At 73.7% G+C, this 21,534-nt stretch carries 22 protein-coding genes; 18 read left to right on the top strand and 4 right to left on the bottom strand.

Annotation, left to right across the window (positions count from 1 at the left end; translation table 11 throughout):
• Positions 1 to 260: 260 nt before the first annotated feature.
• The 3 genes from KSNIM_RS17495 to KSNIM_RS17485 all read left to right on the top strand — a co-directional run bounded on the left by KSNIM_RS17495 (position 261) and on the right by KSNIM_RS17485 (position 2,390).
• Entirely contained in the window at positions 261 to 845 is a 585-nt protein-coding gene (locus KSNIM_RS17495; protein WP_263104145.1) for an FABP family protein, read from the top strand.
• Between the two features lie 110 nt (positions 846 to 955).
• Positions 956 to 1,405: a Fur family transcriptional regulator gene (locus KSNIM_RS17490; protein ID WP_263104144.1), complete on the top strand. Its 450-nt coding sequence runs from the start codon at positions 956 to 958 to the stop codon at positions 1,403 to 1,405.
• A 10-nt stretch (positions 1,406 to 1,415) separates the two neighbouring features.
• Positions 1,416 to 2,390, top strand: a complete 975-nt coding sequence (locus KSNIM_RS17485) for a YgfZ/GcvT domain-containing protein (protein ID WP_263104143.1) — start codon at positions 1,416 to 1,418, stop codon at positions 2,388 to 2,390.
• Between the two features lie 17 nt (positions 2,391 to 2,407).
• On the opposite strand, the gene dtd is transcribed toward KSNIM_RS17485, so the two are convergent.
• Positions 2,408 to 2,839, bottom strand: coding sequence for a D-aminoacyl-tRNA deacylase (dtd, locus tag KSNIM_RS17480; RefSeq protein ID WP_030268761.1), 432 nt, complete (start codon positions 2,837 to 2,839; stop codon positions 2,408 to 2,410).
• A 333-nt stretch (positions 2,840 to 3,172) separates the two neighbouring features.
• Between dtd and KSNIM_RS17475 the strand changes: the two genes are divergently transcribed.
• The 3 genes from KSNIM_RS17475 to KSNIM_RS17465 all read left to right on the top strand — a co-directional run bounded on the left by KSNIM_RS17475 (position 3,173) and on the right by KSNIM_RS17465 (position 5,051).
• Positions 3,173 to 3,682: an ABC transporter substrate-binding protein gene (locus tag KSNIM_RS17475; protein WP_263104142.1), complete on the top strand. Its 510-nt coding sequence runs from the start codon at positions 3,173 to 3,175 to the stop codon at positions 3,680 to 3,682.
• Positions 3,683 to 3,738: 56 nt separating this feature from the next.
• Complete coding sequence (locus KSNIM_RS17470; protein WP_263104141.1) at positions 3,739 to 4,689, top strand: asparaginase; 951 nt, start codon at positions 3,739 to 3,741, stop codon at positions 4,687 to 4,689.
• A 146-nt stretch (positions 4,690 to 4,835) separates the two neighbouring features.
• On the top strand, positions 4,836 to 5,051 hold the full coding sequence (locus KSNIM_RS17465) for a dodecin (protein ID WP_263104140.1): 216 nt from the start codon (positions 4,836 to 4,838) through the stop codon (positions 5,049 to 5,051).
• Positions 5,052 to 5,138: 87 nt separating this feature from the next.
• Here the strand turns inward: KSNIM_RS17465 and KSNIM_RS17460 are convergent, their stop codons facing one another.
• A complete protein-coding gene (locus KSNIM_RS17460; protein ID WP_263104139.1) occupies positions 5,139 to 5,630 on the bottom strand; it encodes an inorganic diphosphatase in 492 nt (163 codons plus the stop codon).
• A 74-nt stretch (positions 5,631 to 5,704) separates the two neighbouring features.
• Here KSNIM_RS17460 and dacB point away from each other — a divergent pair, with 74 nt between their 5' ends.
• The 6 genes from dacB (at position 5,705) to folE (ending at position 13,452) form a co-directional block, all read left to right on the top strand.
• Positions 5,705 to 7,240: a D-alanyl-D-alanine carboxypeptidase/D-alanyl-D-alanine-endopeptidase gene (gene dacB, locus KSNIM_RS17455; RefSeq protein ID WP_263104138.1), complete on the top strand. Its 1,536-nt coding sequence runs from the start codon at positions 5,705 to 5,707 to the stop codon at positions 7,238 to 7,240.
• 78 nt (positions 7,241 to 7,318) lie between these two features.
• Positions 7,319 to 8,485: a zinc-dependent metalloprotease gene (locus tag KSNIM_RS17450; RefSeq protein ID WP_263104137.1), complete on the top strand. Its 1,167-nt coding sequence runs from the start codon at positions 7,319 to 7,321 to the stop codon at positions 8,483 to 8,485.
• Between the two features lie 234 nt (positions 8,486 to 8,719).
• A complete protein-coding gene (gene tilS / locus KSNIM_RS17445) occupies positions 8,720 to 9,844 on the top strand; it encodes a tRNA lysidine(34) synthetase TilS (protein ID WP_263104136.1) in 1,125 nt (374 codons plus the stop codon).
• Positions 9,845 to 9,905: 61 nt separating this feature from the next.
• Complete coding sequence (hpt, locus tag KSNIM_RS17440) at positions 9,906 to 10,460, top strand: hypoxanthine phosphoribosyltransferase (RefSeq protein WP_263104135.1); 555 nt, start codon at positions 9,906 to 9,908, stop codon at positions 10,458 to 10,460.
• A 218-nt stretch (positions 10,461 to 10,678) separates the two neighbouring features.
• On the top strand, positions 10,679 to 12,721 hold the full coding sequence (gene ftsH, locus KSNIM_RS17435; RefSeq protein ID WP_263104134.1) for an ATP-dependent zinc metalloprotease FtsH: 2,043 nt from the start codon (positions 10,679 to 10,681) through the stop codon (positions 12,719 to 12,721).
• 125 nt (positions 12,722 to 12,846) lie between these two features.
• Positions 12,847 to 13,452 (top strand): GTP cyclohydrolase I FolE, encoded by a 606-nt coding sequence (gene folE, locus KSNIM_RS17430; protein ID WP_095873605.1) that lies wholly within the window; start codon positions 12,847 to 12,849, stop codon positions 13,450 to 13,452.
• A gap of 116 nt (positions 13,453 to 13,568) precedes the next feature.
• Here folE and KSNIM_RS17425 read toward each other — a convergent pair whose 3' ends face one another.
• Positions 13,569 to 14,753: an alpha/beta hydrolase gene (locus KSNIM_RS17425; RefSeq protein ID WP_263104132.1), complete on the bottom strand. Its 1,185-nt coding sequence runs from the start codon at positions 14,751 to 14,753 to the stop codon at positions 13,569 to 13,571.
• Positions 14,754 to 15,188: 435 nt separating this feature from the next.
• Between KSNIM_RS17425 and KSNIM_RS17420 the strand changes: the two genes are divergently transcribed.
• From KSNIM_RS17420 to KSNIM_RS17395, 6 genes are all read left to right on the top strand, one after another.
• Positions 15,189 to 17,045: a phosphatidylglycerol lysyltransferase domain-containing protein gene (locus KSNIM_RS17420; protein ID WP_263104131.1), complete on the top strand. Its 1,857-nt coding sequence runs from the start codon at positions 15,189 to 15,191 to the stop codon at positions 17,043 to 17,045.
• 118 nt (positions 17,046 to 17,163) lie between these two features.
• Positions 17,164 to 18,021 carry a dihydropteroate synthase gene (gene folP / locus KSNIM_RS17415; RefSeq protein WP_263104130.1) on the top strand — a complete coding sequence of 286 codons (858 nt, stop codon included), beginning with the start codon at positions 17,164 to 17,166 and terminating at the stop codon, positions 18,019 to 18,021.
• Between the two features lie 73 nt (positions 18,022 to 18,094).
• Positions 18,095 to 18,571, top strand: a complete 477-nt coding sequence (locus tag KSNIM_RS17410) for a nuclear transport factor 2 family protein (protein ID WP_263108001.1) — start codon at positions 18,095 to 18,097, stop codon at positions 18,569 to 18,571.
• Positions 18,572 to 18,778: 207 nt separating this feature from the next.
• The gene (folB, locus tag KSNIM_RS17405; RefSeq protein WP_095875504.1) at positions 18,779 to 19,138 is read left to right on the top strand and encodes a dihydroneopterin aldolase; all 360 of its coding nucleotides are present in this window, start codon (positions 18,779 to 18,781) and stop codon (positions 19,136 to 19,138) included.
• 40 nt (positions 19,139 to 19,178) lie between these two features.
• Positions 19,179 to 19,778, top strand: coding sequence for a 2-amino-4-hydroxy-6-hydroxymethyldihydropteridine diphosphokinase (gene folK / locus KSNIM_RS17400; RefSeq protein ID WP_263104129.1), 600 nt, complete (start codon positions 19,179 to 19,181; stop codon positions 19,776 to 19,778).
• Positions 19,779 to 19,878: 100 nt separating this feature from the next.
• The gene (locus KSNIM_RS17395) at positions 19,879 to 20,370 is read left to right on the top strand and encodes a DUF3180 domain-containing protein (RefSeq protein WP_263104128.1); all 492 of its coding nucleotides are present in this window, start codon (positions 19,879 to 19,881) and stop codon (positions 20,368 to 20,370) included.
• 38 nt (positions 20,371 to 20,408) lie between these two features.
• Here KSNIM_RS17395 and KSNIM_RS17390 read toward each other — a convergent pair.
• Positions 20,409 to 21,534: alpha/beta hydrolase family protein (locus KSNIM_RS17390; protein ID WP_263104127.1), on the bottom strand; the 1,126-nt coding region annotated here is incomplete at its 5' end.

Raw genomic sequence — 21,534 nt, 5'->3', positions numbered from 1 at the left:
GCGTGGCGGGGCTCACCGAGACCGGCCGGAGGGCGGCCGATAGACTCGCGACGTCGTTCGTCTATCTGTCCGCCCGTCCGCAATGGAGCGCCTCGTGTCCGGTCTGGAAATCTTCTTCGACAGCCTGCTCGCGCTGATGGCCGTGCTGATCACCTGGTTCGCCATCTTCTCGGTGATGAAGCTCTACCAGGGCCAGCGCTGACGCAGCCCGACTGCCGTAACGTGTGGAGTCAGCAGACTCCGACGACAGCAGCAGGAAAATGATCGAGATCCCTTCCGACCTCCACCGTGACGTCGTCCCGCTGGCCTTCCTCCTGGGTACGTGGGAGGGCGCCGGCGTCTACGACTTCCCGGGCTCCGAGAAGTGCAACTTCGGCCAGGAGGTCGTCTTCCGGCACGACGGCCGGCCGTTCCTCGAGTTCCGTTCCCGTACCTGGGTCCTGGACGAGCAGGGCGAGAAGGTCCGTCCGCTGGAGAACGAGCACTCCTTCTGGCGGATCACCAGCAACCAGCACGGCACGTCCGGTGAGCGCGAGATCGAGGTCTCGTCCGTCCGCGACGACGGCACGGTCGAGATCTGGTACGGCAAGCTGCACGACGGCAAGCCGCAGATCGACCTCGCCACCGACGCGGTCGCCCGGATCGAGGGCGCCCCGGCGTACTCCGGCGGCAAGCGCCTGTACGGCATGGTCAAGGAGGAGCTCCTCTGGGTCGGCGAGAAGGCCGCCCCCGAGGTTCCGCTGCGGCCGTACATGTCCGCGCAGCTCAAGAAGGTGCTCAGCCCGGCGAAGCTGATCCAGGACATCAACGACCTGCCGGACGACGGCATCGCGTTCTTCCGCTGACCGCCCGCCGGGTCCGCCCGGCCCGGTCCGCGGGGCCGCACGACGTAGGGACCGACCCCGGGGTCGGTCCCTACACTTGTCCCATCACCTCCAACGGGCAGGGACCTACCGTGGCGAACACCGAAACCCCCACCGACTGGAAGAGCGACCTGCGGCAGCGCGGCTACCGGCTGACCCCGCAGCGCCAGCTCGTCCTGGAGGCGGTCGACGTGCTGGACCACGCCACCCCGGACGAGATCCTCGGCCATGTCCGCAAGACCGCCAGCGGGGTCAACATCTCCACCGTCTACCGGACGCTGGAGCTGCTGGAGGAGCTCGGCCTGGTCTCGCACGCGCACCTCGGCCACGGCGCCCCGACCTACCACCTGGCCGGCCGCCACACCCACCTCCACCTGGTCTGCCGGGACTGCGACAAGGTCACCGAGACCGACACCGCGATCGCCGCGCCGCTGATCGAGAGCCTGCGCGCCGAGCACGGCTTCGACACCGACCTCAAGCACTTCGCGATCTTCGGCCGCTGCGCCGACTGCACCGAAAAGCGCAACGGCGCACAGTCGTAAGCTGGCCGGTATGACCGGAACCAAGAGCCCGCTGCTCGACCTGCCCGGCGCCGTCCCCGCCGAGGGACCCGACGAGGGCGTCGCCGCCCACTACGGCGACCTCTTCCGGGAACAGCGCGAGCTCGCCGCCGGCCGCGGCTTCGTCGACCTCTCGCACCGCGGGGTGGTCACCGTCAGCGGCGCCGACCGGCTCTCCTGGCTGCACCTGCTGCTCACCCAGCACGTCAGCGCGCTGCCGCCGCAGCAGGCCGCGGACGCGCTGATCCTCTCCCCGCACGGGCACGTCGAGCACGCCCTCTACCTGGTCGACGACGGCGAGACCACCTGGGCGCACGTCGAGCCCGGCACCGCGCCCGCACTGATCGCCTACCTGGAGAGCATGAAGTTCTTCTACCGGGTGGAGATCGCCGACGCGACCGCCGACTTCGCCGTGGTGCACCTGCCGGCCGGCTCCGCGGCGTCCGCGGACGGCGCCGCAGCCGTCCGCGAACTCCCCTGGGGCCGCGAGCTGTTCGTGCCGCGTTCCGAGCTGGAGAAGCTGACGGCCGGTTACGGCCCGGCGGCCGGCGTCTGGGCGTACGAGGCGCTGCGGATCGAGGGCCACCGGCCGCGCCTCGGCTTCGAGACCGACCACCGCACCATCCCGCACGAGGTCGACTGGCTGGCCACCGCCGTCCACCTGCAGAAGGGCTGCTACCGGGGCCAGGAGACGGTCGCCCGGGTGCACAACCTCGGCCGCCCGCCGCGCCGGCTGGTCTTCCTGCACCTCGACGGCACCGAGGAGAAGCTGCCGCCGCACGGCGCCCAGGTCCGGCTGGCCTCGGACGGCGAGGACGGCCGGGCGCTCGGCTTCGTGACCTCCTCGGCCCGGCACTGGGAGCTCGGGCCGGTCGCCATGGCGCTGGTCAAGCGGAACGTCCCCGTCGACGCCGTGCTGCTCGCCGACGGCGTGCCCGGCACCCAGGACGTGATCGTCCCGCAGTAGGCGCGACGCGCGGCGGCTCAGACCTCCAGCAGCACGGTGAACGGCCCGTCGTTCACCAGCGACACCTTCATGTCCGCCCCGAACCGCCCGGTCTCCACCTTGGCGCCCAGCGCCCGCAGCTCGGCCACCACCGCGTCCACCAGCGGTTCGGCGACCGGGCCGGGCGCCGCGGCGTTCCAGGTGGGCCGGCGGCCCTTCCGGGCGTCGCCGTACAGCGTGAACTGACTGATCACCAGCAGCGGTGCGCCCAGCTCCTCGCAGGAGAGCTCGGGGGAGCCGGGGAACAGCCGCAGCGTCCACAGCTTGCGGGCCAGCTGGGCCGCCTTCGCCGGGGTGTCCTCATGGGTCGCGCCGACCAGCACGCACAGCCCCGGCCCCTCGATCGCGCCCACGCACTCGCCGTCCACCCGGACGGCGGCCTCCGACACCCGCTGCACCACTGCTCGCATGCCGCCATTCTGCCGGAGGCGCGCGGCGCCTCGGCGTGCGCCGGGTGGCGCGCGCGTGCGCCGAGGTCGGCGCAGGTCAGCGAGCGGCCGCCAATTGTCGTACCAGCCATGGCGGTTCGCCAGGGGGGCCGTTCGGGTGCCGGGCGGTGCGCGGCCGCCCGCCGGGGTGGCACGCTGTCCGGACGCCGCCCGCGCACGGCCCGTCGCCCCGTCCCGGGGCGCCGCTAGCCCGAGCGGGTGGCACCGGCGCCCGCCGGGAACCCCCGGGGGCGGCCGGTCGTGTTCGGGTACGGGCCGCACGGCCCGGGACGCAGGAACAACGGCAGGTGGTGGATGGACGCGAGCGACATCGGCGGGCTGGGCCTGGACCAGCTACGGACGCTCCGGCGGGACGCACAGGAGCAGGAGGCCGACCTCTCGTACCTCCGCCGCCTGCTGCAGGGCCGGATGGACATCCTGCGGGCCGAGCTCGCCCGCCGCCGGGTGCCGCACGACCTCGCCGCGCTCGCCCCCGCCGACCTGGTCGACCGGCTGCCGGCGATCCTGGCCGACCTGCCCTCCCCCGTCCGCCGCCCGGCCCGGCACGTGACGCTCGGCCCGCCGCGCGGCGCGGAGTACCGGCGGGAGGCCGACACCTTGATGGGCGACGTCCGGCTCGCCGACCTCGCGGCGCACCCCACCTCGGCCCTGCTGGCCGCCGTCGAGCGGCTCTCCCGGCACGAGCGCGAGGTCTCCGGACGGCGCCAGCTGTTGCAGCGGACGGCGGACGACTGCAGTGCGGAAATCACCCGCAGGTACCGTGAAGGGGAAGCACGGGTCGACGACCTGCTCACGGAGGGCTGAGGAGCGGGCGGCGACCGGGCCACCCTCACCCAGTGCACTCGCCGTCAGGAGTCTCCATGCCCCAGTCCGCCCTGCCCGCCCTCGCCGAGGTCATACGCTCCGGCTTCGTCGAGGGCCGCCACCGCGGCTCCCTGGTGATGCTCGCTGCCGACGGCTCGGTCGAGTACGCGCTCGGCGCACCCGAGGCGCCGATCTTCCCGCGCTCCACCGCCAAGCCGTTCCAGGCGGTCGCCACCCTGCGGGCCGGCCTCGCCCTGGAGGGCGCGGACCTCGCCCTCGCCGCCTCCAGCCACTCCGCGGAGGGCTTCCACCGCGACGCCGTCCGCGCCGTCCTGGCCGCCGCCGGCCTCACCGAGGAGGCCCTGCGCACCCCGGCCGACCTTCCGCTCGACCGGGTCGAGGCCGAGCTGCTGCTGCGCTCCGGCGGCAGCGCCGCACCGATCCTCATGGACTGCTCCGGCAAGCACGCCGGCTGGCTGGCCGCCAGCGTCGCCAACGGCTGGGACACCGCCGCGTACCTCGACGCCGCCCACCCGATCCAGCTGCTGGCCCGCGAGGCGCTGGAGGAGGCCACCGGCGAGCCCACCGCGCACGTCGGCACCGACGGCTGCGGCGCCCCGCTGCTCGCCGTCTCGCTGACCGGCCTGGCCCGCGGCTACCGCGCCCTGGTGCTCGCCGACCCCGGCACCCCGCAGCGCCGCGTCGCCGACGCCATGCGCGCCCACCCGGAGTACGTGGCCGGAACCCGCCGCGCCGACACCTGGCTGATGCGGGCGGTGCCCGGCGCGCTGTCCAAGATGGGCGCCGAGGCCGTCCAGGTGGTCGCGCTGGCCGACGGCCGGGCGCTCGCCTTCAAGATCGACGACGGTGCCGAGCGGGCCCGCGGGCCGGTGCTCGCCGCGGCGCTGCGCCGCCTCGGCGTCGAGCACGAGGTGCTGGACCGGATCGGCGCCGAGCCGCTGCACGGCGGCGGCACGGTGGTCGGCGAGGTCCGCGCCGCCTTCTGACCCGCGGCGCGGCGTCCCGGGCGTCCCCCGGGCGGCCGCGGCGCGGCCCGCAGGCGCCCGCTCGGCGCGCGAGCCGCGGCGTCCTGCGGCACGGTGGACGAGGGCCCGCACACCGTCCCTCGTCACCCACCGCTGGGAGATGCGCCATGACCGACCACGTCTACCGAGTCACCGAGATCGTCGGCTCCTCCGCCGAGGGCATCGACCAGGCGATCCGCAACGGCATCGACCGGGCGTCCCGGACCCTGCGGAACCTGGACTGGTTCGAGGTGACCCAGGTCCGCGGACACCTCGTGGACGGCCGGATCGAGCACTACCAGGTCGGACTGAAGGTCGGCTTCCGGCTGGACGACGCGGACTGACCCCGCCGGCGGACGCACGAGGGCCGGGGCGAGCACGCTGCTCCCCCGGCCCTCGCGTCACCTCGGAGAACCGAGGGGAGGGACGGCTCAGTGGCCGCCCTTCTCCTCCAGGCGCTTGATCGAGGCCGTGATCTCGGCCTCGGCCTCGGCGCGGCCCACCCAGTTGGCGCCCTCGACCGACTTGCCCGGCTCGAGGTCCTTGTAGACCTCGAAGAAGTGCTGGATCTCCAGGCGGTCGAACTCCGAGACGTGGTGGATGTCCCGCAGGTGCTCCCAGCGCGGGTCGGTCGCCGGGACGCAGAGCAGCTTGTCGTCGCCGCCGGCCTCGTCGGTCATGTGGAACATGCCGATGGCGCGGCACTTGATCAGGCAGCCCGGGAAGGTCGGCTCGTCAAGGATGACCAGCGCGTCCAGCGGGTCGCCGTCCTCGCCGAGCGTGCCCTCGACGTAGCCGTAGTCGGCCGGGTAGCGGGTCGAGGTGAAGAGCATGCGGTCGAGGCGCAGACGACCGGTCTCGTGGTCGACCTCGTACTTGTTGCGCGAGCCCTTCGGGATCTCGATCAGGACGTCGAACTCCAAGGTTCCTCCAAGGTAGAAACTGACAGAATCCAGTGTCTCGCACGGCAGGGAGTGCTCGGGAAAGGGGCCGGTCGGTGAACGCGCGTGCACGGGTGTGGAGGGGCCGCCGGGCCGTCGCCGCCGGAGCCGTCGCGACGGTGCTCGCGGTCGCCGGACCGCTCACCGTGCCCACCGCGGCGGCCGATCCCGGTCCGGCCGCCGGCCGGCAGGACCGGCACCGTTCGGGCGACGGCACCGACGGCACCCGCCGGCACGGGGCCGGCGACGCCGTCGGCGTCGACGACAGGACCGACAGGAGAAACGACTCCGGGCCCGGCAAGGGCACGGCCCGCCGGCACCGCAGCGCCCCGGTGAAGGGCCCGGTGCTCGCCGCCGCCGCGGACGCCGCCGGCATGCCCACCGGCGACGGCGTGCAGCGCTCCCTCGACCAGGCCGTCCACGACCCCGCCCTCGGCACGCTGGACTTCGCGGTCGCCGACGCCACCACCGGCAGGCTGCTCCACGGCTCAGGGGAGAACACCCCGGCCACCCCCGCCTCCACCACCAAGCTCGCCACCGCCGTCGCCGCGCTCGCCCTGATCCCGCCGACCACCCGGATCGCCACCACCGTCGTCCGCGGCGGCGCACCCGGCAGCATCACCCTCGTCGGCGGCGGAGACCCGACGCTCACCGTGCTGCCCGCCGACCAGGTCCGGATCGGCGGCCAGCCGGTGGACGCCGACACCGCCCCGGCCTCGCTCGCCGACCTCGCCGCCCGCACCGCGGCCGCGTTGAAGGCCGCCGGCACCACCACCGTCCGGCTCGGCTACGACACCTCGCTCTACACCGGCCCCCTGCTCCACCCGGAGCACGACGCCACCAACATCGCCGCCGTCACCCCGCTGATGATCGACGAGGGCCGGATCGACCCGAAGTCCCCCGACGAGGCGCCGGCCCGGGTCTTCGACCCCGCCGGACAGGCCGCCGCGGCCTTCGCCGACCGGCTGCGCGCCGAGGGCGTCACCGTCGACGGCGCCCCCGCGCAGACCACCGCCCCGGCCGGCGCGCCCACGATCGCCGAGGTCCGGTCGCCGACCGTCCCGCGGCTCGTCGAGCGGTTGCTCACCACCTCCGACAACACCCTCGCCGAGGCCGTCGCCCGGCAGGCCGCGATCGCCGCCAAGCGCCCGGCCAGCTTCGAGGGGGCCTCCGCCGCCACCCTCCAGGCGCTCACGACGCTCGGCGTCCCGACGGCCGGCGTGGTGCTGAACGACGGCAGCGGCCTCAGCAGGAAGAACCTGGTCCCGCCGATCACCCTGACCGAACTGCTCGCCCGGGCCGCAGCACCGGACCACCCAGAGCTGCGCCCGGTGCTGACCGGCCTGCCGGTCGCCGGGTTCACCGGCACCCTGGTCAACCGCTTCGGCGCCCGCTCCGGCGCGGCCGAGGCGGCCGGCATCGTCCGGGCCAAGACCGGCACCCTCGCCGGAGTTGTCACGCTGGCCGGCACCGTCGTCGACGCGGACGGCCGGGTGCTGGTCTTCGCCCTGATGAGCCGGACGAACGGGGGCGACGCCCGCGGCGCGGTGGACCGGATCGTCGCCCGGATCGCCGCCTGCGGCTGCCACTGACCCGCCCGCCGCGGTGCCCCGGCAGCGGGCACGGCAGGTTCCCTCCCTCCACCGCCCCGGAGCACGTACGGTGAGGGCATGACGAGCGCGAGCGGCGGAGCAGGAATGGTCGACTGGAACCTGGCGGTCGCGACCGCCACCAGGCTGGCCAGGCCCGGTCCGGAGGTGACCCGCGAGGAGGCCGTCAAGGTGGTCGCCGAGCTGCGCCGGCACGCCCTGGAGGCCGAGGAGCACGTCCGCGGCTACACCGGGCTCCGGCCCGCCCGGCTGTCCGACGCCGAGGCCACCCCGGTGCTGGTGGTCGACCGGGCCGGCTGGGTGCGCGCCAACGTGGCGGGCTTCCGCACCATCGTCCAGCCGCTGGTGGACCGCCTGCAGGCCCGCCGCAGCGACGGCGCCGGCGCCCAGGTCTTCGGCAGCATCGGCGAGAAGGCCACCGGCATCGAGGTCGGCGCCCTGCTGGCCTTCCTGTCCACCAAGGTGCTCGGCCAGTACGAGACGTTCGCGCCGGCCGAGCCGCCGCCCGCGCCGGACAGCCCCGCCGGACTGTTCGACAAGCCGCGCCGCGGCCCCGAGCCGCCCGGTCCCGGCCGGCTGCTGCTGGTCGCACCGAACATCGTCCAGGTCGAGCGGGAGCTGGACGTGGACCCGCACGACTTCCGGCTCTGGGTGTGCCTGCACGAGGAGACCCACCGCACCCAGTTCAGTGCCGTCCCGTGGCTGCGCGACCACATCCAGTCCGAGGTGCAGTCCTTCCTGGCGCAGACCGACATCGACCCCGGCGCGCTGCTGGAGCGCGCCCGCGAGGTCGTCGCGGACGGCTTCCCCGGCCTCGGCGGGCGCGGCGACGGCTCGGGTCCGCAGACCCTGCTGGAGGCCGTCCAGTCGCCCGGCCAGCGCGAGGTGCTCGGCCGGCTGACCGCGGTGATGTCGCTGCTGGAGGGCCACGCCGACGTGGTCATGGACGGCGTCGGCCCCGCCGTGGTGCCGAGCGTCGCCGAGATCCGGGAGAAGTTCCAGCGCCGCCGCGACCGCGGCGCGAGCCGGCTCGACCTGGTGCTGCGCCGGCTGCTCGGGATGGACGCCAAGCTGCGCCAGTACCAGGACGGCGCGGTCTTCGTCCGCGGCGTGGTGGACCGGGTCGGCATGGCCGGCTTCAACCGGATCTGGACGTCGCCGAACACCCTGCCGACCAAGGAGGAGATCCACGACCCGGCCGCCTGGGTCGCCCGGGTGGCCCGCTGAGCCCCGCGCCGGCGTCCGCACACCTGCCCAACCCGGGCCGACGGCGGCCGAATGAACGTTTTTCCATTCACCCGTACGTGGGACGGTGGACCCCTCGCTGGCGTGCACGGCCTGGCAGGGGGCCGCTTTCTGCGACCATCTGTGAGCATCCGGTGACCGTGAGCGTGCGAGGTTCCCCGCCCCGCCGCCCGGGCCGGCGCCGTCCCTCCCCGTCTCCGTCAAGGAGTGCACCCCGTGGGCCCTCATCCTGCCGTCGCGGCGATACGCCTCGCCGTCCGCCGCACCCTCGCCGACCTCGCGGCCGAGGCCGGCGTCCCCACCGCCGTACCGGTCCGCGCCCCGCACAGCCGGCCGGCCGCCGCCGCCCTCGTGCCGGCCGGCGCCACCACCCTGATCGGCAACGCCCGCCGCCACCCCTCCGGGCTGCCCCGCACCCCCGCCGCCCCCGGCTCCCCGCTCGTCCTGGTCGCCGTCAGCGGCGGCGCCGACTCGATGGCCCTGGCCACCGCCACCGCCTTCGAGGCGCCCAAGCTCGGCCTGCGGGTGGGCGCCGTCACCGTCGACCACGGCCTTCAGCCCGGCTCCGCCGAACGCGCCGAGCAGGTCGCCGTCCGGCTGCGCGAACTCGGCCTCGACCCGGTGGAGGCCGTCCCCGTCCGGGTCGGCCGGGACGGCGGCCCGGAGAACGCCGCCCGGGACGCCCGCTACGCCGCCCTCGACGCCGCCGCCGAACGGCACGGCGCGCTCGCCGTCCTGCTCGGCCACACCCGCGACGACCAGGCCGAGACCGTCCTGCTCGGCCTCGCCCGCGGCTCCGGCGCCCGCTCATTGGCCGGCATGCCCGCCCAGAAGGGCCGCTACCGCCGCCCGCTGCTCGAACTCGACCGCGCCGCCACCCGGCAGGCCTGCTCGGCGCAGTCCATCCCGGTCTGGGACGACCCCCACAACTCCGACCCGGCCTACACCCGCGCCCGGGTCCGCCACGAGGTGCTGCCGGTGCTGGAGAAGCACCTCGGCGGCGGCGTGGTCGAGGCGCTCGCCCGTACCGCCCGGCTGTTCCGCGACGACGCCGACGCCCTCGACCAGTGGGCCGCCCTCGCGGAGCGCGACCTCCGAACGGCCGAAGGCGCCCTGGACGTCGGCCGGCTCGCCGAACTGCCGCCCGCGGTCCGCCGCCGGGTGCTGCGCCGGGCCGCGCTGCGCGCGGGCTGCCCGGCCGGCGACCTGTTCGCCCGGCACCTGGAGAGCGTCGACCTGCTCGTCACCGGCTGGCGCGGCCAGGGGCCGCTGCACCTACCCGGGGGGGTCGAAGCGAGCCGCAGGTGTGGCACGCTGGTGTTTCGGCGGCAGAGCGACTAGCGGCAACCGGTCGCGGAGCCGCCGCCGACACAGACCCCGAACGTTTGAGGACGTATCCCCGGTGGATCAGAACGACATGGGCGCCGACCTGGCGAAGGTGCTCATCAGCAAGGACGAGATCGACGCCAAGCTGCTTGAGCTGGCCGAGCGGATCGACCGGGACTACGCCGGGAAGGACCTGCTGCTGGTCGGCGTGCTCAAGGGCGCCGTCATGGTGATGGCCGACCTCGCCCGGGCGCTGCACTCCCAGGTGACCATGGACTGGATGGCCGTCTCCTCGTACGGGATGGGCACCAAGTCCTCCGGTGTGGTGCGGATCCTCAAGGACCTCGACACCGACATCGCCGGCCGGGACGTGCTGATCGTCGAGGACATCATCGACTCCGGTCTGACGCTGTCCTGGCTGCTCGGCAACCTCGGCTCGCGCCGCCCCGCCTCGCTCGAGGTGTGCACCCTGCTGCGCAAGCCCGACGCCGCCAAGGTGGAGATCGACGTCAAGTACGTCGGCTTCGACATCCCCAACGAGTTCGTGGTCGGCTACGGCCTCGACTACGCCGAGAAGCTGCGCAACCTGCCGTTCATCGGCACGCTCGCGCCGCACGTCTACGGCGGCTGACGCCGTCCGGGCGACGGGTGGGAACAGCACACCGTTCCCACCCGTTGTGCCGAGGTAGGAAAATACGTCGTGCCGTCGTGCTCCCGCCACGCGTGGGTGGTACTGCGGTACGGTCCAATGAACCGCTCTTCTCATGAGCAGATACCGGATGCGCCGCGGCCGAGGCCGCGTAGCGCCGTCGAGTGGCAGGAGGGACGGGGCGGCAACGCCCCGCATGGATGGACGTCAAGCGATACTTCCGTGCGCCGATCATGTGGATCGTGCTGGCCGTCCTCGCCGTCATCGTGCTGATGCAGGTCGTCTCGGACTCGAGCGGCTACAAGACGGCGGACACCGGCCAGGTCATTGCGGCGATCAACAGCAACCAGGTCAAGCAGGCGCAGCTCACCACCGGTGACTCCAACCTGATCAAGATCGAGCTGAAGGACGGCCAGCAGCTGCCGGCCAAGGCCAACGGCAAGGCCCCCAGCGGCAGCAAGTTCCAGGCTTCGTACGTCTCGGACGGCCAGGCGAACGCGATCGCCGACACGCTCCAGCAGTCGTACAAGAACGGCCAGCTGCCCAACAACTACACCGTTACCCCGGAGCGGCAGTCGACCTTCGTCAGCCTCCTGCTGTCGATGCTGCCGATCGTCATCATCGTCCTCGTCTTCCTGTTCCTGATGAACCAGATGCAGGGTGGCGGCTCCCGGGTCATGCAGTTCGGCAAGTCCAAGGCCAAGCTGCTCACCAAGGACACCCCGAAGACCACCTTCTCCGACGTCGCGGGCGCGGACGAGGCGGTCGAGGAGCTCCAGGAGATCAAGGAGTTCCTGCAGGAGCCGTCGAAGTTCCAGGCCGTCGGCGCCAAGATCCCCAAGGGCGTGCTGCTGTACGGCCCGCCCGGCACCGGCAAGACCCTGCTGGCCCGTGCCGTGGCCGGCGAGGCGGGCGTGCCGTTCTACTCCATCTCCGGTTCCGACTTCGTCGAGATGTTCGTCGGTGTCGGTGCCTCCCGGGTGCGCGACCTGTTCGAGCAGGCCAAGGCGAACGCCCCGGCGATCATCTTCGTCGACGAGATCGACGCCGTCGGCCGGCACCGCGGTGCGGGCCTCGGCGGCGGCCACGACGAGCGCGAGCAGACGCTGAACCAGCTGCTCGTCGAGATGGACGGCTTCGACGTCAAGGGCGGCGTCATCCTGATCGCCGCCACCAACCGCCCGGACATCCTGGACCCGGCGCTGCTGCGCCCGGGCCGCTTCGACCGGCAGATCGCCGTCGAGCGCCCCGACCTCCAGGGCCGCCTGGACATCCTCAAGGTGCACCAGAAGGGCAAGCCGATCGCGCCCGACGTCGACCTCTCGGCCGTCGCCAAGCGCACCCCCGGCTTCACCGGCGCGGACCTCTCCAACGTCCTCAACGAGGCGGCCCTGCTGACCGCCCGCTCGGACAAGAAGCTGATCGACAACCTCGTCCTCGACGAGGCGATCGACCGCGTCGTGGCCGGCCCGCAGAAGCGGACCCGGATCATGTCCGACCGGGAGAAGAAGATCACCGCGTACCACGAGGGCGGCCACGCCCTGGTCGCGGCGGCCTCCCCGAACGCGGACCCGGTCCACAAGATCACCATCCTGTCCCGCGGCCGTGCCCTGGGCTACACGATGGTGCTCCCGGACGAGGACAAGTACTCGACCACCCGCAACGAGATGCTCGACCAGCTGGCCTACATGCTGGGCGGCCGCGCCGCGGAGGAGCTGGTCTTCCACGACCCGACCACCGGCGCGTCCAACGACATCGAGAAGGCCACCGCCACGGCCCGCGCGATGGTCACCCAGTACGGCATGAGCGAGCGCCTCGGCGCGATCAAGTTCGGCTCCAGCGACTCCGAGCCGTTCCTCGGCCGTGAGATGGCCCACCAGCGCGACTACTCCGAGGAGATCGCCGGGCTGGTGGACGAGGAGGTCAAGAAGCTCATCGAGAACGCGCACAACGAGGCCTGGGAGATCCTGGTCGAGAACCGCGACGTGCTCGACAACCTCGTGCTGGAGCTGCTGGAGAAGGAGACGCTGAACAAGGAGCAGATCGCCGAGATCTTCGCCCCGATCGTGAAGCGCCCCGCCCGCCCCGCGTGGACGGGCTCCTCCCGCCGCACCCCCTCCACCCGCCCGCCGGTGCAGTCCCCGAAGGAGCTGGCGCTGACCAACGGCGTCGCCTCCTCCCACGAGGCCAACCCGGTGGACGTCATGAAGCTGCCGCCCGCCGAGGGCTCCTCCGAGAGCTGAGCGGCCGCCGTACGGAATGAATGCCGCGCCACCGGGGTTTGTACCCTGGAGGCGCGGCATTCGTGCTGCCGGGCCCGGTGCCCGACGAACGAACCCCTACGGCAATGAGGCAAGCGAGGCCCCGCATGATCGACCCGGTGACTCTCGAGGGCGAGCCCGCCATCGGGCACTTCGACCAGAAGCGTGCGGAGAACGCGGTGCGCGAGCTGCTCATCGCCGTCGGCGAGGACCCGGACCGCGAGGGCCTGCTGGAGACGCCGGCCCGCGTGGCCCGCGCCTACCAGGAGATATTCGCGGGGCTCTGGCAGGAGCCCGAGGACGTGCTGACCACCACCTTCGACATCGGTCACGACGAGATGGTGCTGGTGAAGGACATCGAGGTCTTCTCGACCTGCGAGCACCACCTGGTGCCCTTCCGCGGCGTCGCGCACGTCGGCTACATCCCGGCCACCACCGGCAAGATCACCGGTCTGTCGAAGCTCGCCCGGCTGGTGGACGTCTACGCCCGCCGCCCGCAGGTCCAGGAGCGGCTGACCAGCCAGGTCGCCGACGCCCTGATGCGCATCCTGGAGCCCCGCGGCGCGATCGTCGTCATCGAGTGCGAGCACATGTGCATGTCGATGCGCGGCATCCGCAAGCCCGGCGCCAAGACCATCACCTCGGCCGTGCGCGGCCAGCTCCGCGACCCGGCCACCCGCGCCGAGGCGATGAGCCTGATCGCCGCCAGGTAGCAGCCGGCGCAGCACGCCCGCAGCACCCCGAACGGTCCGTCCGGCGGGCCGGTCCCCGACCGGCCCGCCGGACGCGTTCCCGGGCCCGCCGGACGGGCCGCGGGGGCAGGCCGCGGCTACTGCCGCGGCTCGCGGTCCGGCGGCGGGGCCAGGTGGTCGCTCATCCACTCCAGTGCCGCGGGCAGCTCCCGGCGCCAGGTCTCGAAGCTGTGCCCGCCGTCGTCCAGGAAGAGCGAGTCCACGGTGAAGTCGGGGTTGTTCGCCGCGGCCTGCTGGGCGGAGGCCAGGAACTGCTGGGTCGCCTGGTAGTTGTCCTCCGTCCTGGTGCTGACCACCAGCAGCGCCGCGTGCGGGGCCGGCAGGTTCTTCAGCCGCCAGTTCAGGTCGGACTGCGAGGCGGCCTGTGCGTCGCCGTGGAACAGGTCACCGTCCGTCCAGCGGTCGTTCGGCACCTGGTAGTCGGCGTGCAGCGCGGCCGCGTTCGGGAAGGCGTCCGGGCTGCGCATCGCCATCCGCAGCGCGCAGCTCCCCCCGGTCGAGTACCCGAACACCCCCCAGGAGGCGGGGGAGCGGCTCGCCCGGTAGGCGGACCTGATCGCCGTAGGGATGTCCTTGGTGAACCAGGTCTCCGAACGGGGCCCGCCCGCCACGTCCACGCATTCGGTGTTCCGGGGCGGTGCCACCGTCGGCCGGGCCATCACCACGATCGTCGGCGACATCCGGCCCCCCTGCTCCAGCTCCGACACCGTCTGCGGCACCCGCAGACCCTCCACCAGGTGCAGCGACGGGCCGGGGTAGCCGCCGATCGCCAGCATCACCGGGAACCGTTCGCGTGCGTACTTCGGGACGAAGTACTCCGGCGGCAGGTAGACGAAGACCTGGTCGGACAGCCCCGACTCGGCGCCCGTCACCTTCACCGAGTCGACCCGCCCGACCTCCTCCGGCTTGCCGGCCGGCAGCACGTCCTTCACCGTCTCCAGCCCGCCCTCGGAGGTCGGCTCGACCAGCTGCTGGGAGTCCGGCGCCGCACCCTTGGCGTGCTCCGAACTGGTCAGCGCCAGGGCCGCCCCGCCCGGGTGCAACAGGTCGTTCCACGAGGTGTAGAAGCTGTACGTGTTGTTGACCGCCAGCGCCATCACCCCCAGCACGGAGACCTGAACCACCGTCAGCAGGCCGAGGCGCCCGAGCATCGGCAGCGGTCGCTGGCGGGCCAGCCGGGGCCACAGCCAGAGGGTGGCGACCAGGCCCACGGCCGCCGTCGCGATCAGCGAGTACACCAGCGACCTGCTGGTCAGTTCCATGGCGGCGCCTTCCATCGGGCGGGGGTGGGCCAGGGTTCATCGTGCGTTCGCCCACCGGCCCGGGCCACCGGGGCTAGCCTGACCGGGCGTCGGATTCCGCCTCCACCCGGGGTGCCGATCCGCGTGCAACCGAGGCCCTAGAATGCGGCGTCCACCGAGTGCAGTGCGTGAACCACCGTCCCTGTCGCGACGGCCGCTGCGCGCCGTCACCCGCGACCGTCACCCGGCCCCCGGTCCCTGCCGGACCGGGCCGGGAGCGGTCCACCACCCGTCCCCCAGGCTCCCCTCGGCCCGGGAGGCCCCCGACCGGCATGCCCGCCGAGGGGGCCTTCTTGACCAGCGGATTGCCCGAGCAAGGAATAGTCATGAAGGTCCATCACAACTCCTACTTCGGAGTGACAGGACAACCCGGATCAGCCCCTACGCTGAGCTTCCATGAGCGTTCCCGTGTCCGTTGAGCCGTCGACCGAGCAGTCCCGCCGAGGCGGGCTGCAGACGCTGCGCACCCAGGCGGCGGCCGTCCCCCGCGCCTGGCTCCCGGGCGTGGTCGGCTACGCCTGCCTGCTGATCGGCCTGCTCGACATCTGCAGCGCCGTGTTCCCCAAGCTCCGCCACACCCGGATGCACACCTTCGCCGGGCAGCTGCCCGGCGCGACCACCACGCTCGCCGCGGCCGGCACGCTCATGGTCGGCATGCTGCTGGTGCTCCTCGCCCACGCCCTGCGCCGCCGCAAGCGGCGGGCCTGGCGCGCGGTCGTCGTCCTGCTGCCCGTGGGCGCCGCCCTGCACCTGCTGCGCTGGCACCAGACCGGCCCCGCCGTGATCTCCCTGGTGCTGTTCGCGGTGATCCTGGTGCACCGCCGCGAGTTCTACGCCAAGGCCGACCCGCGCACCCGCTGGCGCGCACTCGCCAACCTGGTCGTCATGGGCCTCTTCAGCGTCCTGCTCGGCCTGCTGATCGTGAGCGTCCACCCGAAGTCGGAGATCGGCGACCCGTCGATGGTCCAGCGCCTGCAGGAGACGGTCTACGGCCTGTTCGGCTTCGACGGCCCGATCCGCTACGGCTCCGACCGGATCTCCGACCTGGTCGCCTACTCGCTCGGCGCCCTCGGCCTGCTGACCGCGTTCACCTCCGCCTACCTGCTGCTGCGCCCGGAGAAGCCCGAGCCGGAGCTCACCGTCGAGGACGAGGTCAAGGTCCGCGACCTGCTCGCCCGGCACGGCACCCGCGACTCGCTCGGCTACTTCGCGCTCCGCCGCGACAAGAGCGTGCTCTTCTCGCCCTCCGGCAAGGCCGCCATCTCCTACCGCGTCGTCTCCGGCGTGATGCTCGCCTCCGGCGACCCGGTCGGCGACGTCGAGGCCTGGCCCGGCGCGATCAAGGTCTTCATGGCGGAGGCCCGCGAGCACGCCTGGGTGCCGGCGGTGATGGGCTGCAGCGAGGTCGGCGGCGAGGTCTGGACGCGCGAGGCCGGCCTGGACGCCCTGGAGCTCGGCGACGAGGCGATCGTCGACACCGCCACCTTCTCGCTCTCCGGCCGTGCCATGCGCAACGTCCGCCAGATGGTCAAGCGGATCGAGCGCAACGGCTACTCGTGCCAGGTCCGCCGGGTCGGCGACCTCACCGTGGAGGAGCGCCGGCAGATCGCCGACGCCGCCTGCCGCTGGCGCGGCACCGACACCGAGCGCGGCTTCTCCATGGCACTCGGCCGCTTCGGCGACCCGACCGACGACCGCTGCGTCGTCGTCACCGCCCACAAGGCGCCCGCCGAGGGCGAGCCGGCCGGCCCGCCCGGCAGCGACCTCAAGGCGGTGCTGCACTTCGTGCCCTGGGGCCCCGACGGCATCTCGCTGGAGCTGATGCGCCGCGACCGCGAGGCCGACCCCGGCCTCAACGAGCTGCTCATCGTCGCCGCCCTGCAGGCCGTCCCCGCGATGGGCATCAAGCGGGTGTCGCTGAACTTCGCGATGTTCCGCTCCGCCCTCGCCCGCGGCGAGCGGATCGGCGCCGGCCCCGTGCTGCGGGCCTGGCGCGGCCTGCTGGTGTTCCTCTCCCGCTGGTTCCAGATCGAGTCGCTGTACAAGTTCAACGCCAAGTTCCAGCCGGAGTGGGAGCCCCGCTTCCTCGTCTACAAGCAGACCCGGGACCTCCCGCGGATCGGCTTCGCGGCGATGCAGGCGGAGGCCTTCATCACCCTCGGCATGCCCCGCCTGGGCCGCGCCAAGCAGCGCCAGGGCCTCATGCCCGAGCCCGACCAGGCCCGGCTCGCCGCGGTGACCGAGGCGGCCTGACCGACCGGCCCGCAGCGGCCCGTACCACCCGCCCGCGGCGGGCACCGCTTCCCCGGTGCCCGCCGCGGGCGCGTTCCGGCGTCCTGATCGGGCCGTCGGGTGGCTCGATAATGGCCCCATGGACAACCCGCTGCCCGGCCTCCCGACCCTCGACCGCTGCGCCGTGATGGGGGTGGTCAACGTCACCCCCGACTCCTTCTCCGACGGCGGCCTGTGGCTGGATCCCGCCGCGGCGGTCGCGCACGGACTGCGGCTCACCGCCCAGGGCGCCGACCTGATCGACGTCGGCGGCGAGTCCACCCGGCCCGGGGCCCAGCGGGTCACCGAGGAGGAGGAGCTGCGCCGGGTCGTCCCGGTCGTCCGCAAGCTCGCCGCCGCCGGTGCGGTCGTCTCGGTGGACACCATGCGGGCGAACGTCGCCGCCGCTGCGGTGGAGGCCGGCGCCCGGCTGATCAACGACGTGTCCGGCGGCCTCGCCGACCCGGGGATGGCCGAGGTGGTGGCCGCCACCGGCGCCCCCTTCGTGGTGATGCACTGGCGCGGCCAGTCCGCCGACATGGACTCCCTCGCCGTCTACGACGACGTGGTCGCCGACGTCACCGCCGAACTCACCGCCCGGATCGCCGCCCTGCTGGCCGCCGGCGTCAAGGAGGAGCAGCTCGTCCTCGACCCCGGCCTCGGCTTCGCCAAGACCAGCGAGCACAACTGGGCGCTGCTCGGCCGGCTCGACGCCCTGACCGCGCTCGGCCGCCCGGTGCTCGTCGCCGCTTCGCGCAAGCGCTTCCTGGGTACGCTGCTCGCCAACCCGGAAACCGGGGAGCTGCGCCCGGCGAGGCAGCGGGACGACGCCACGGCGGCGGTCTCGGTGCTCTCCGCCCGGGCCGGCGCCTGGGCCGTCCGGGTGCACGACGTGGCCGGCACGGCGGACGCCGTACGAGTGGTCGCGGCCTGGCAGCAGGCCGCCCGAAGGGGGTAGGCGTGGCAGGAGCCCGGCAGGAGGCGCGGTGCGGGACGACGACGAGGCGGGCCCCCCGACCGGAGGCGGCGCGATGAGCGGCGACCGGGCGGCGGCCCTGGAAGTGGACCGCGAGGCCGTACTGGCGGCGAACCAGGCACTCTACGAAGCGCTGGAGAACGGCGACCTGGAGGCCGTCGAGGCCATCTGGCTGGGCGCCGGGGACGCCGACGACAAGGGCGGCGTGGTCTGCGTCCACCCGGGCTGGCCGGTGCTGCGCGGGCGGGCCCAGGTCACCCGCTCGTACATGCTGATCATGGCGAACACCGAGTACATCCAGTTCTTCCTGACCGACGTCGAGTGCGAGGTGCAGGGCGATGTGGCCCTTGTCACCTGCACCGAGAACATCCTCTCCGGCGGCGAGGCCGAGGAGGAGGGCGAGCTCGGCCCGCTGGTCGGCGGCAAGGTCGTCTCCACCAACCTCTTCCGCCGCACCCAGGACGGCTGGCGGATCTGGTCGCACCACGGCTCACCCGTTCTGACCAGCGGAGACGACGAGGACGAGGACTGACCCGGGAGGACGGCCCCGCAGCGTCGCCGGAGCGGCACGAAACGTTCACGTCAATCGCCGATCCGGCGCGCGTGGCGCCCGGCCCTGCCGGGTAGACGGTCTGGACCGCGGGCACCCGGAGGTAGATTCGAGGGACGGCGGGCGACGGTGCCCGCCTTCGCCCTGTCCTCGGTCGGGGCCGTCTTCCTGGGAGCAGTGATTCGTTTGCTGGACCGCGTCACCCTGCGGGGCCTGCGTGCCCGCGGCCACCACGGCGTCTTCGAACGGGAGCGCATCGAGGGCCAGACCTTCGTCGTCGACCTCGTGCTCTTCCTGGACACCCGGCCGGCCGCGGCGGGCGACGACCTCACCAAGACCGCCCACTACGGCGTCATCGCCGAGGAGGTCACCGCGGTGATCGCCGGCGACCCCGTCGACCTGATCGAGACGCTCGCCCAGCGCATCGCCGACCAGTGCCTCAAGCACGAGCCCGTCCAGGAGGTCGAGGTCACCGTGCACAAGCCGGACGCCCCGATCACCGTCCCGTTCGACGACGTCACCGTCACCATTCACCGGGGCCGCGCATGACCTGCCGGCTGCCCCGCCCCCGAGCCGCAGAGGGAACCCGATGAGCACCAGCGACCCGACCGCCTCGCCGACCACGTTCGACCTGGAGCGCCGGGTGGACAGTGCCGACTCCACCCTGCAGACCGTCCGCCACGCCGCGATCGCCCTCGGCGCCAACCTCGGCAACCGCCTGGAGACCCTCCAGGGCGCCGTCGACGCCCTCGCCGACACTCCCGGCATCAAGGTCACCGCGGTGTCCGGCGTGTTCGAGACGGACGCCGTCGGTGGCCCCGCCGACCAGCCGTCCTACTTCAACGCCGTGGTGCTGGTGCGCACCACGCTGCCCGCCCGGTCCCTGCTGGAGCGCGGCAACGCCGTCGAGGACGCCTTCGGGCGGGTCCGCGAGGTCCGCTGGGGCCCGCGCACCCTCGACGTCGACATCCTCGCCGTGGAGGGCGTCCTCAGTGACGACCCCCACCTGCTGCTGCCGCACCCGCGCGCCCACGAACGCGCCTTCGTGCTCGCCCCCTGGCTGGACGCCGACCCGGCCGCCGAGGTGCCCGGCCGCGGCCCCGTCGCCGACCTGCTCAAGGAACTCGGCGGCGAGGACGCCCAGGGCGTCCGCCGCCGCGCCGACCTGCAGCTGCGCCTGCCGGAATAGGACCGCCGGACGGCCCGGTACGGTGGGCTCGCACCGCCGCACCGCGACGGTCCGTCAGGGACAGCAGTCCGTCGCCTCCACCGGGAAGGACATCGTCCGCGTGAAGCCGCTCCGTCTGCGCCTGCTGCTCGGCATCACCGCCGTGGCGGGGGTGCTGTCCTGGTCCGGGGCCAAACTCTGGGGGTCGCTCGGCAGCCTGCCCGGCGTGCCGGCCGCGGCACCCCTGGTACTCGCGGCGGTCGCCGTGGTGCTGCTCGCCACCGCGATCTCGCTGCGGTCCCGACTGAAGGCGGTCCGCGACCGGCAGCCGGACGCCAAGGGGGTGGACCCGCTGCACGCCGCCCGGGCCCTGGTGCTCGCCCAGGCCAGCGCGCTGGTCTCCGCGGTGGTCACCGGCATCTACGCCGGCACCGGGGTCTACCTGCTGGAGCAGCTCGACATCGCCGCCCGCAAGTCGCAGGCGGTCACCGCAGGCTTCGCGGTGCTCGCCGGTGCCGCCGTGATGGCCGCCGCGCTCTGGCTGCAGCACATCCTCAGGCTGCCCGAGGACCACAACGGCCAGGGACACCCGGCCGAGCCCTCCCCGCGCTGACGCCCGGACCTCCGCACCGAGCCGGGCCTCCGAGGGGTTCAGCGCGGCGGCACCGCGGTGGTCTCCGCGCCCCGCCCGGCGACCACCCGGCCGATGTTCGCCAACGAGGCGGACGGCCCGTCCGGGGCAGCGTCGAAGTAGGCGGAGTGGCTGTCGAAGGGATGCCCGGGATCGCCCGGCGCCACCTCGAAGCGGTGCGCACCGAACCCGGCGTCCGCCGGATCCCGGCCGAACCACAGCTCGTCCGGGCCGGCCGCCTGCCCGATCACCGCGGCGGCCGGGCCGCCCAGCAGCATCCCGCCGGCCACCCCGGCACCGGCCGGCAGCCGGCCGACCGGGTCGTGCTCGGCCACGCCCACGTACACGTGGTCGGCACCCACCTTCAACCGGTCCGCCCGGTCCACCCCGGCGCCCGGGCTGCCCACCAGCACCACGTCGTCCATCCCGGCGCCGTCCTGCCGGGCGGCCAGCCCGACGACCAGCGAGCCGTAGCTGTGCCCGACCGCCGTGACGTGCGCCGGCTCGCCCGGCCGGGCGGCCCGCAGCCCGGCCAGGAATCCGTTCAGGTCGGCCGCGCCGGCCTTCGCCCGGGCGTCGCCCGCGACCTGCGCGGAACGCAGGCTCAGACCCTCGTTCGGCGGGGCGTCGTAGCCCAGCCACACCATCGAGGCCGTCGTCCGACCGCCCCCGCAGCCGGCCGCGGCGGTGCGGATCCGCTCCGCCCGATCGGCGTCCCCGCGGCCCGCGGCGGCCAGCTCGGTGCCGAAGCCCGGCACGTACACCGCCACGTCGTCCGCGGTGTCCGGGTCGCCGTAGCTGAGCACCGCCCGGCCCTGGCCCTCCGCGCGGAGTGCGAGCAGCAGCAGGTCGCTGCCGGCCGGATCGCCTCCGGCCAGCCGGGCGGCGACCGCCCGCAGGCCGTCCCGCAGCGGGCCGGGCAGCACGTCCGGATGCTCCAGCAGACGGGCCAGCTGCAGCCGGTTGGCGCGGTCCCGGTCGCGGGCGGGCAGGCCGTCCAGGGCGCCGACCAGATCCGGCCGACCCTCCGTCAGGGCCGCCCGGGCGCCCGGCGTCAGGCCGCGCCACCAGGCGGCGACCTGCGCGGGACCGGCCCCGGGCGGCGGCAGCAGTGCCCGCAGCGCGGCGTTCAACGGCTCCCGCGGG

The sequence above is a fragment of the Kitasatospora sp. DSM 101779 genome (assembly GCF_025655475.1).
In the GTDB taxonomy this organism is placed as follows: domain Bacteria; phylum Actinomycetota; class Actinomycetes; order Streptomycetales; family Streptomycetaceae; genus Kitasatospora.
This window is presented reverse-complemented; position numbering and strand designations above follow the sequence as displayed.

Coding starts and splice junctions, on each gene's coding strand:
- KSNIM_RS17495 (WP_263104145.1), top strand. CDS start 261: ATGATCGAGATCCCTTCCGACCTCCACCGTGACGTCGTCCCGCTGGCC.
- KSNIM_RS17485 (WP_263104143.1), top strand. CDS start 1,416: ATGACCGGAACCAAGAGCCCGCTGCTCGACCTGCCCGGCGCCGTCCCC.
- dtd (WP_030268761.1), bottom strand. CDS start 2,839: ATGCGAGCAGTGGTGCAGCGGGTGTCGGAGGCCGCCGTCCGGGTGGAC.
- KSNIM_RS17475 (WP_263104142.1), top strand. CDS start 3,173: ATGGACGCGAGCGACATCGGCGGGCTGGGCCTGGACCAGCTACGGACG.
- KSNIM_RS17470 (WP_263104141.1), top strand. CDS start 3,739: ATGCCCCAGTCCGCCCTGCCCGCCCTCGCCGAGGTCATACGCTCCGGC.
- KSNIM_RS17465 (WP_263104140.1), top strand. CDS start 4,836: ATGACCGACCACGTCTACCGAGTCACCGAGATCGTCGGCTCCTCCGCC.
- KSNIM_RS17450 (WP_263104137.1), top strand. CDS start 7,319: ATGACGAGCGCGAGCGGCGGAGCAGGAATGGTCGACTGGAACCTGGCG.
- ftsH (WP_263104134.1), top strand. CDS start 10,679: ATGGACGTCAAGCGATACTTCCGTGCGCCGATCATGTGGATCGTGCTG.
- folE (WP_095873605.1), top strand. CDS start 12,847: ATGATCGACCCGGTGACTCTCGAGGGCGAGCCCGCCATCGGGCACTTC.
- KSNIM_RS17425 (WP_263104132.1), bottom strand. CDS start 14,753: ATGGAACTGACCAGCAGGTCGCTGGTGTACTCGCTGATCGCGACGGCG.
- KSNIM_RS17420 (WP_263104131.1), top strand. CDS start 15,189: ATGAGCGTTCCCGTGTCCGTTGAGCCGTCGACCGAGCAGTCCCGCCGA.
- folP (WP_263104130.1), top strand. CDS start 17,164: ATGGACAACCCGCTGCCCGGCCTCCCGACCCTCGACCGCTGCGCCGTG.
- KSNIM_RS17410 (WP_263108001.1), top strand. CDS start 18,095: ATGAGCGGCGACCGGGCGGCGGCCCTGGAAGTGGACCGCGAGGCCGTA.
- folK (WP_263104129.1), top strand. CDS start 19,179: ATGAGCACCAGCGACCCGACCGCCTCGCCGACCACGTTCGACCTGGAG.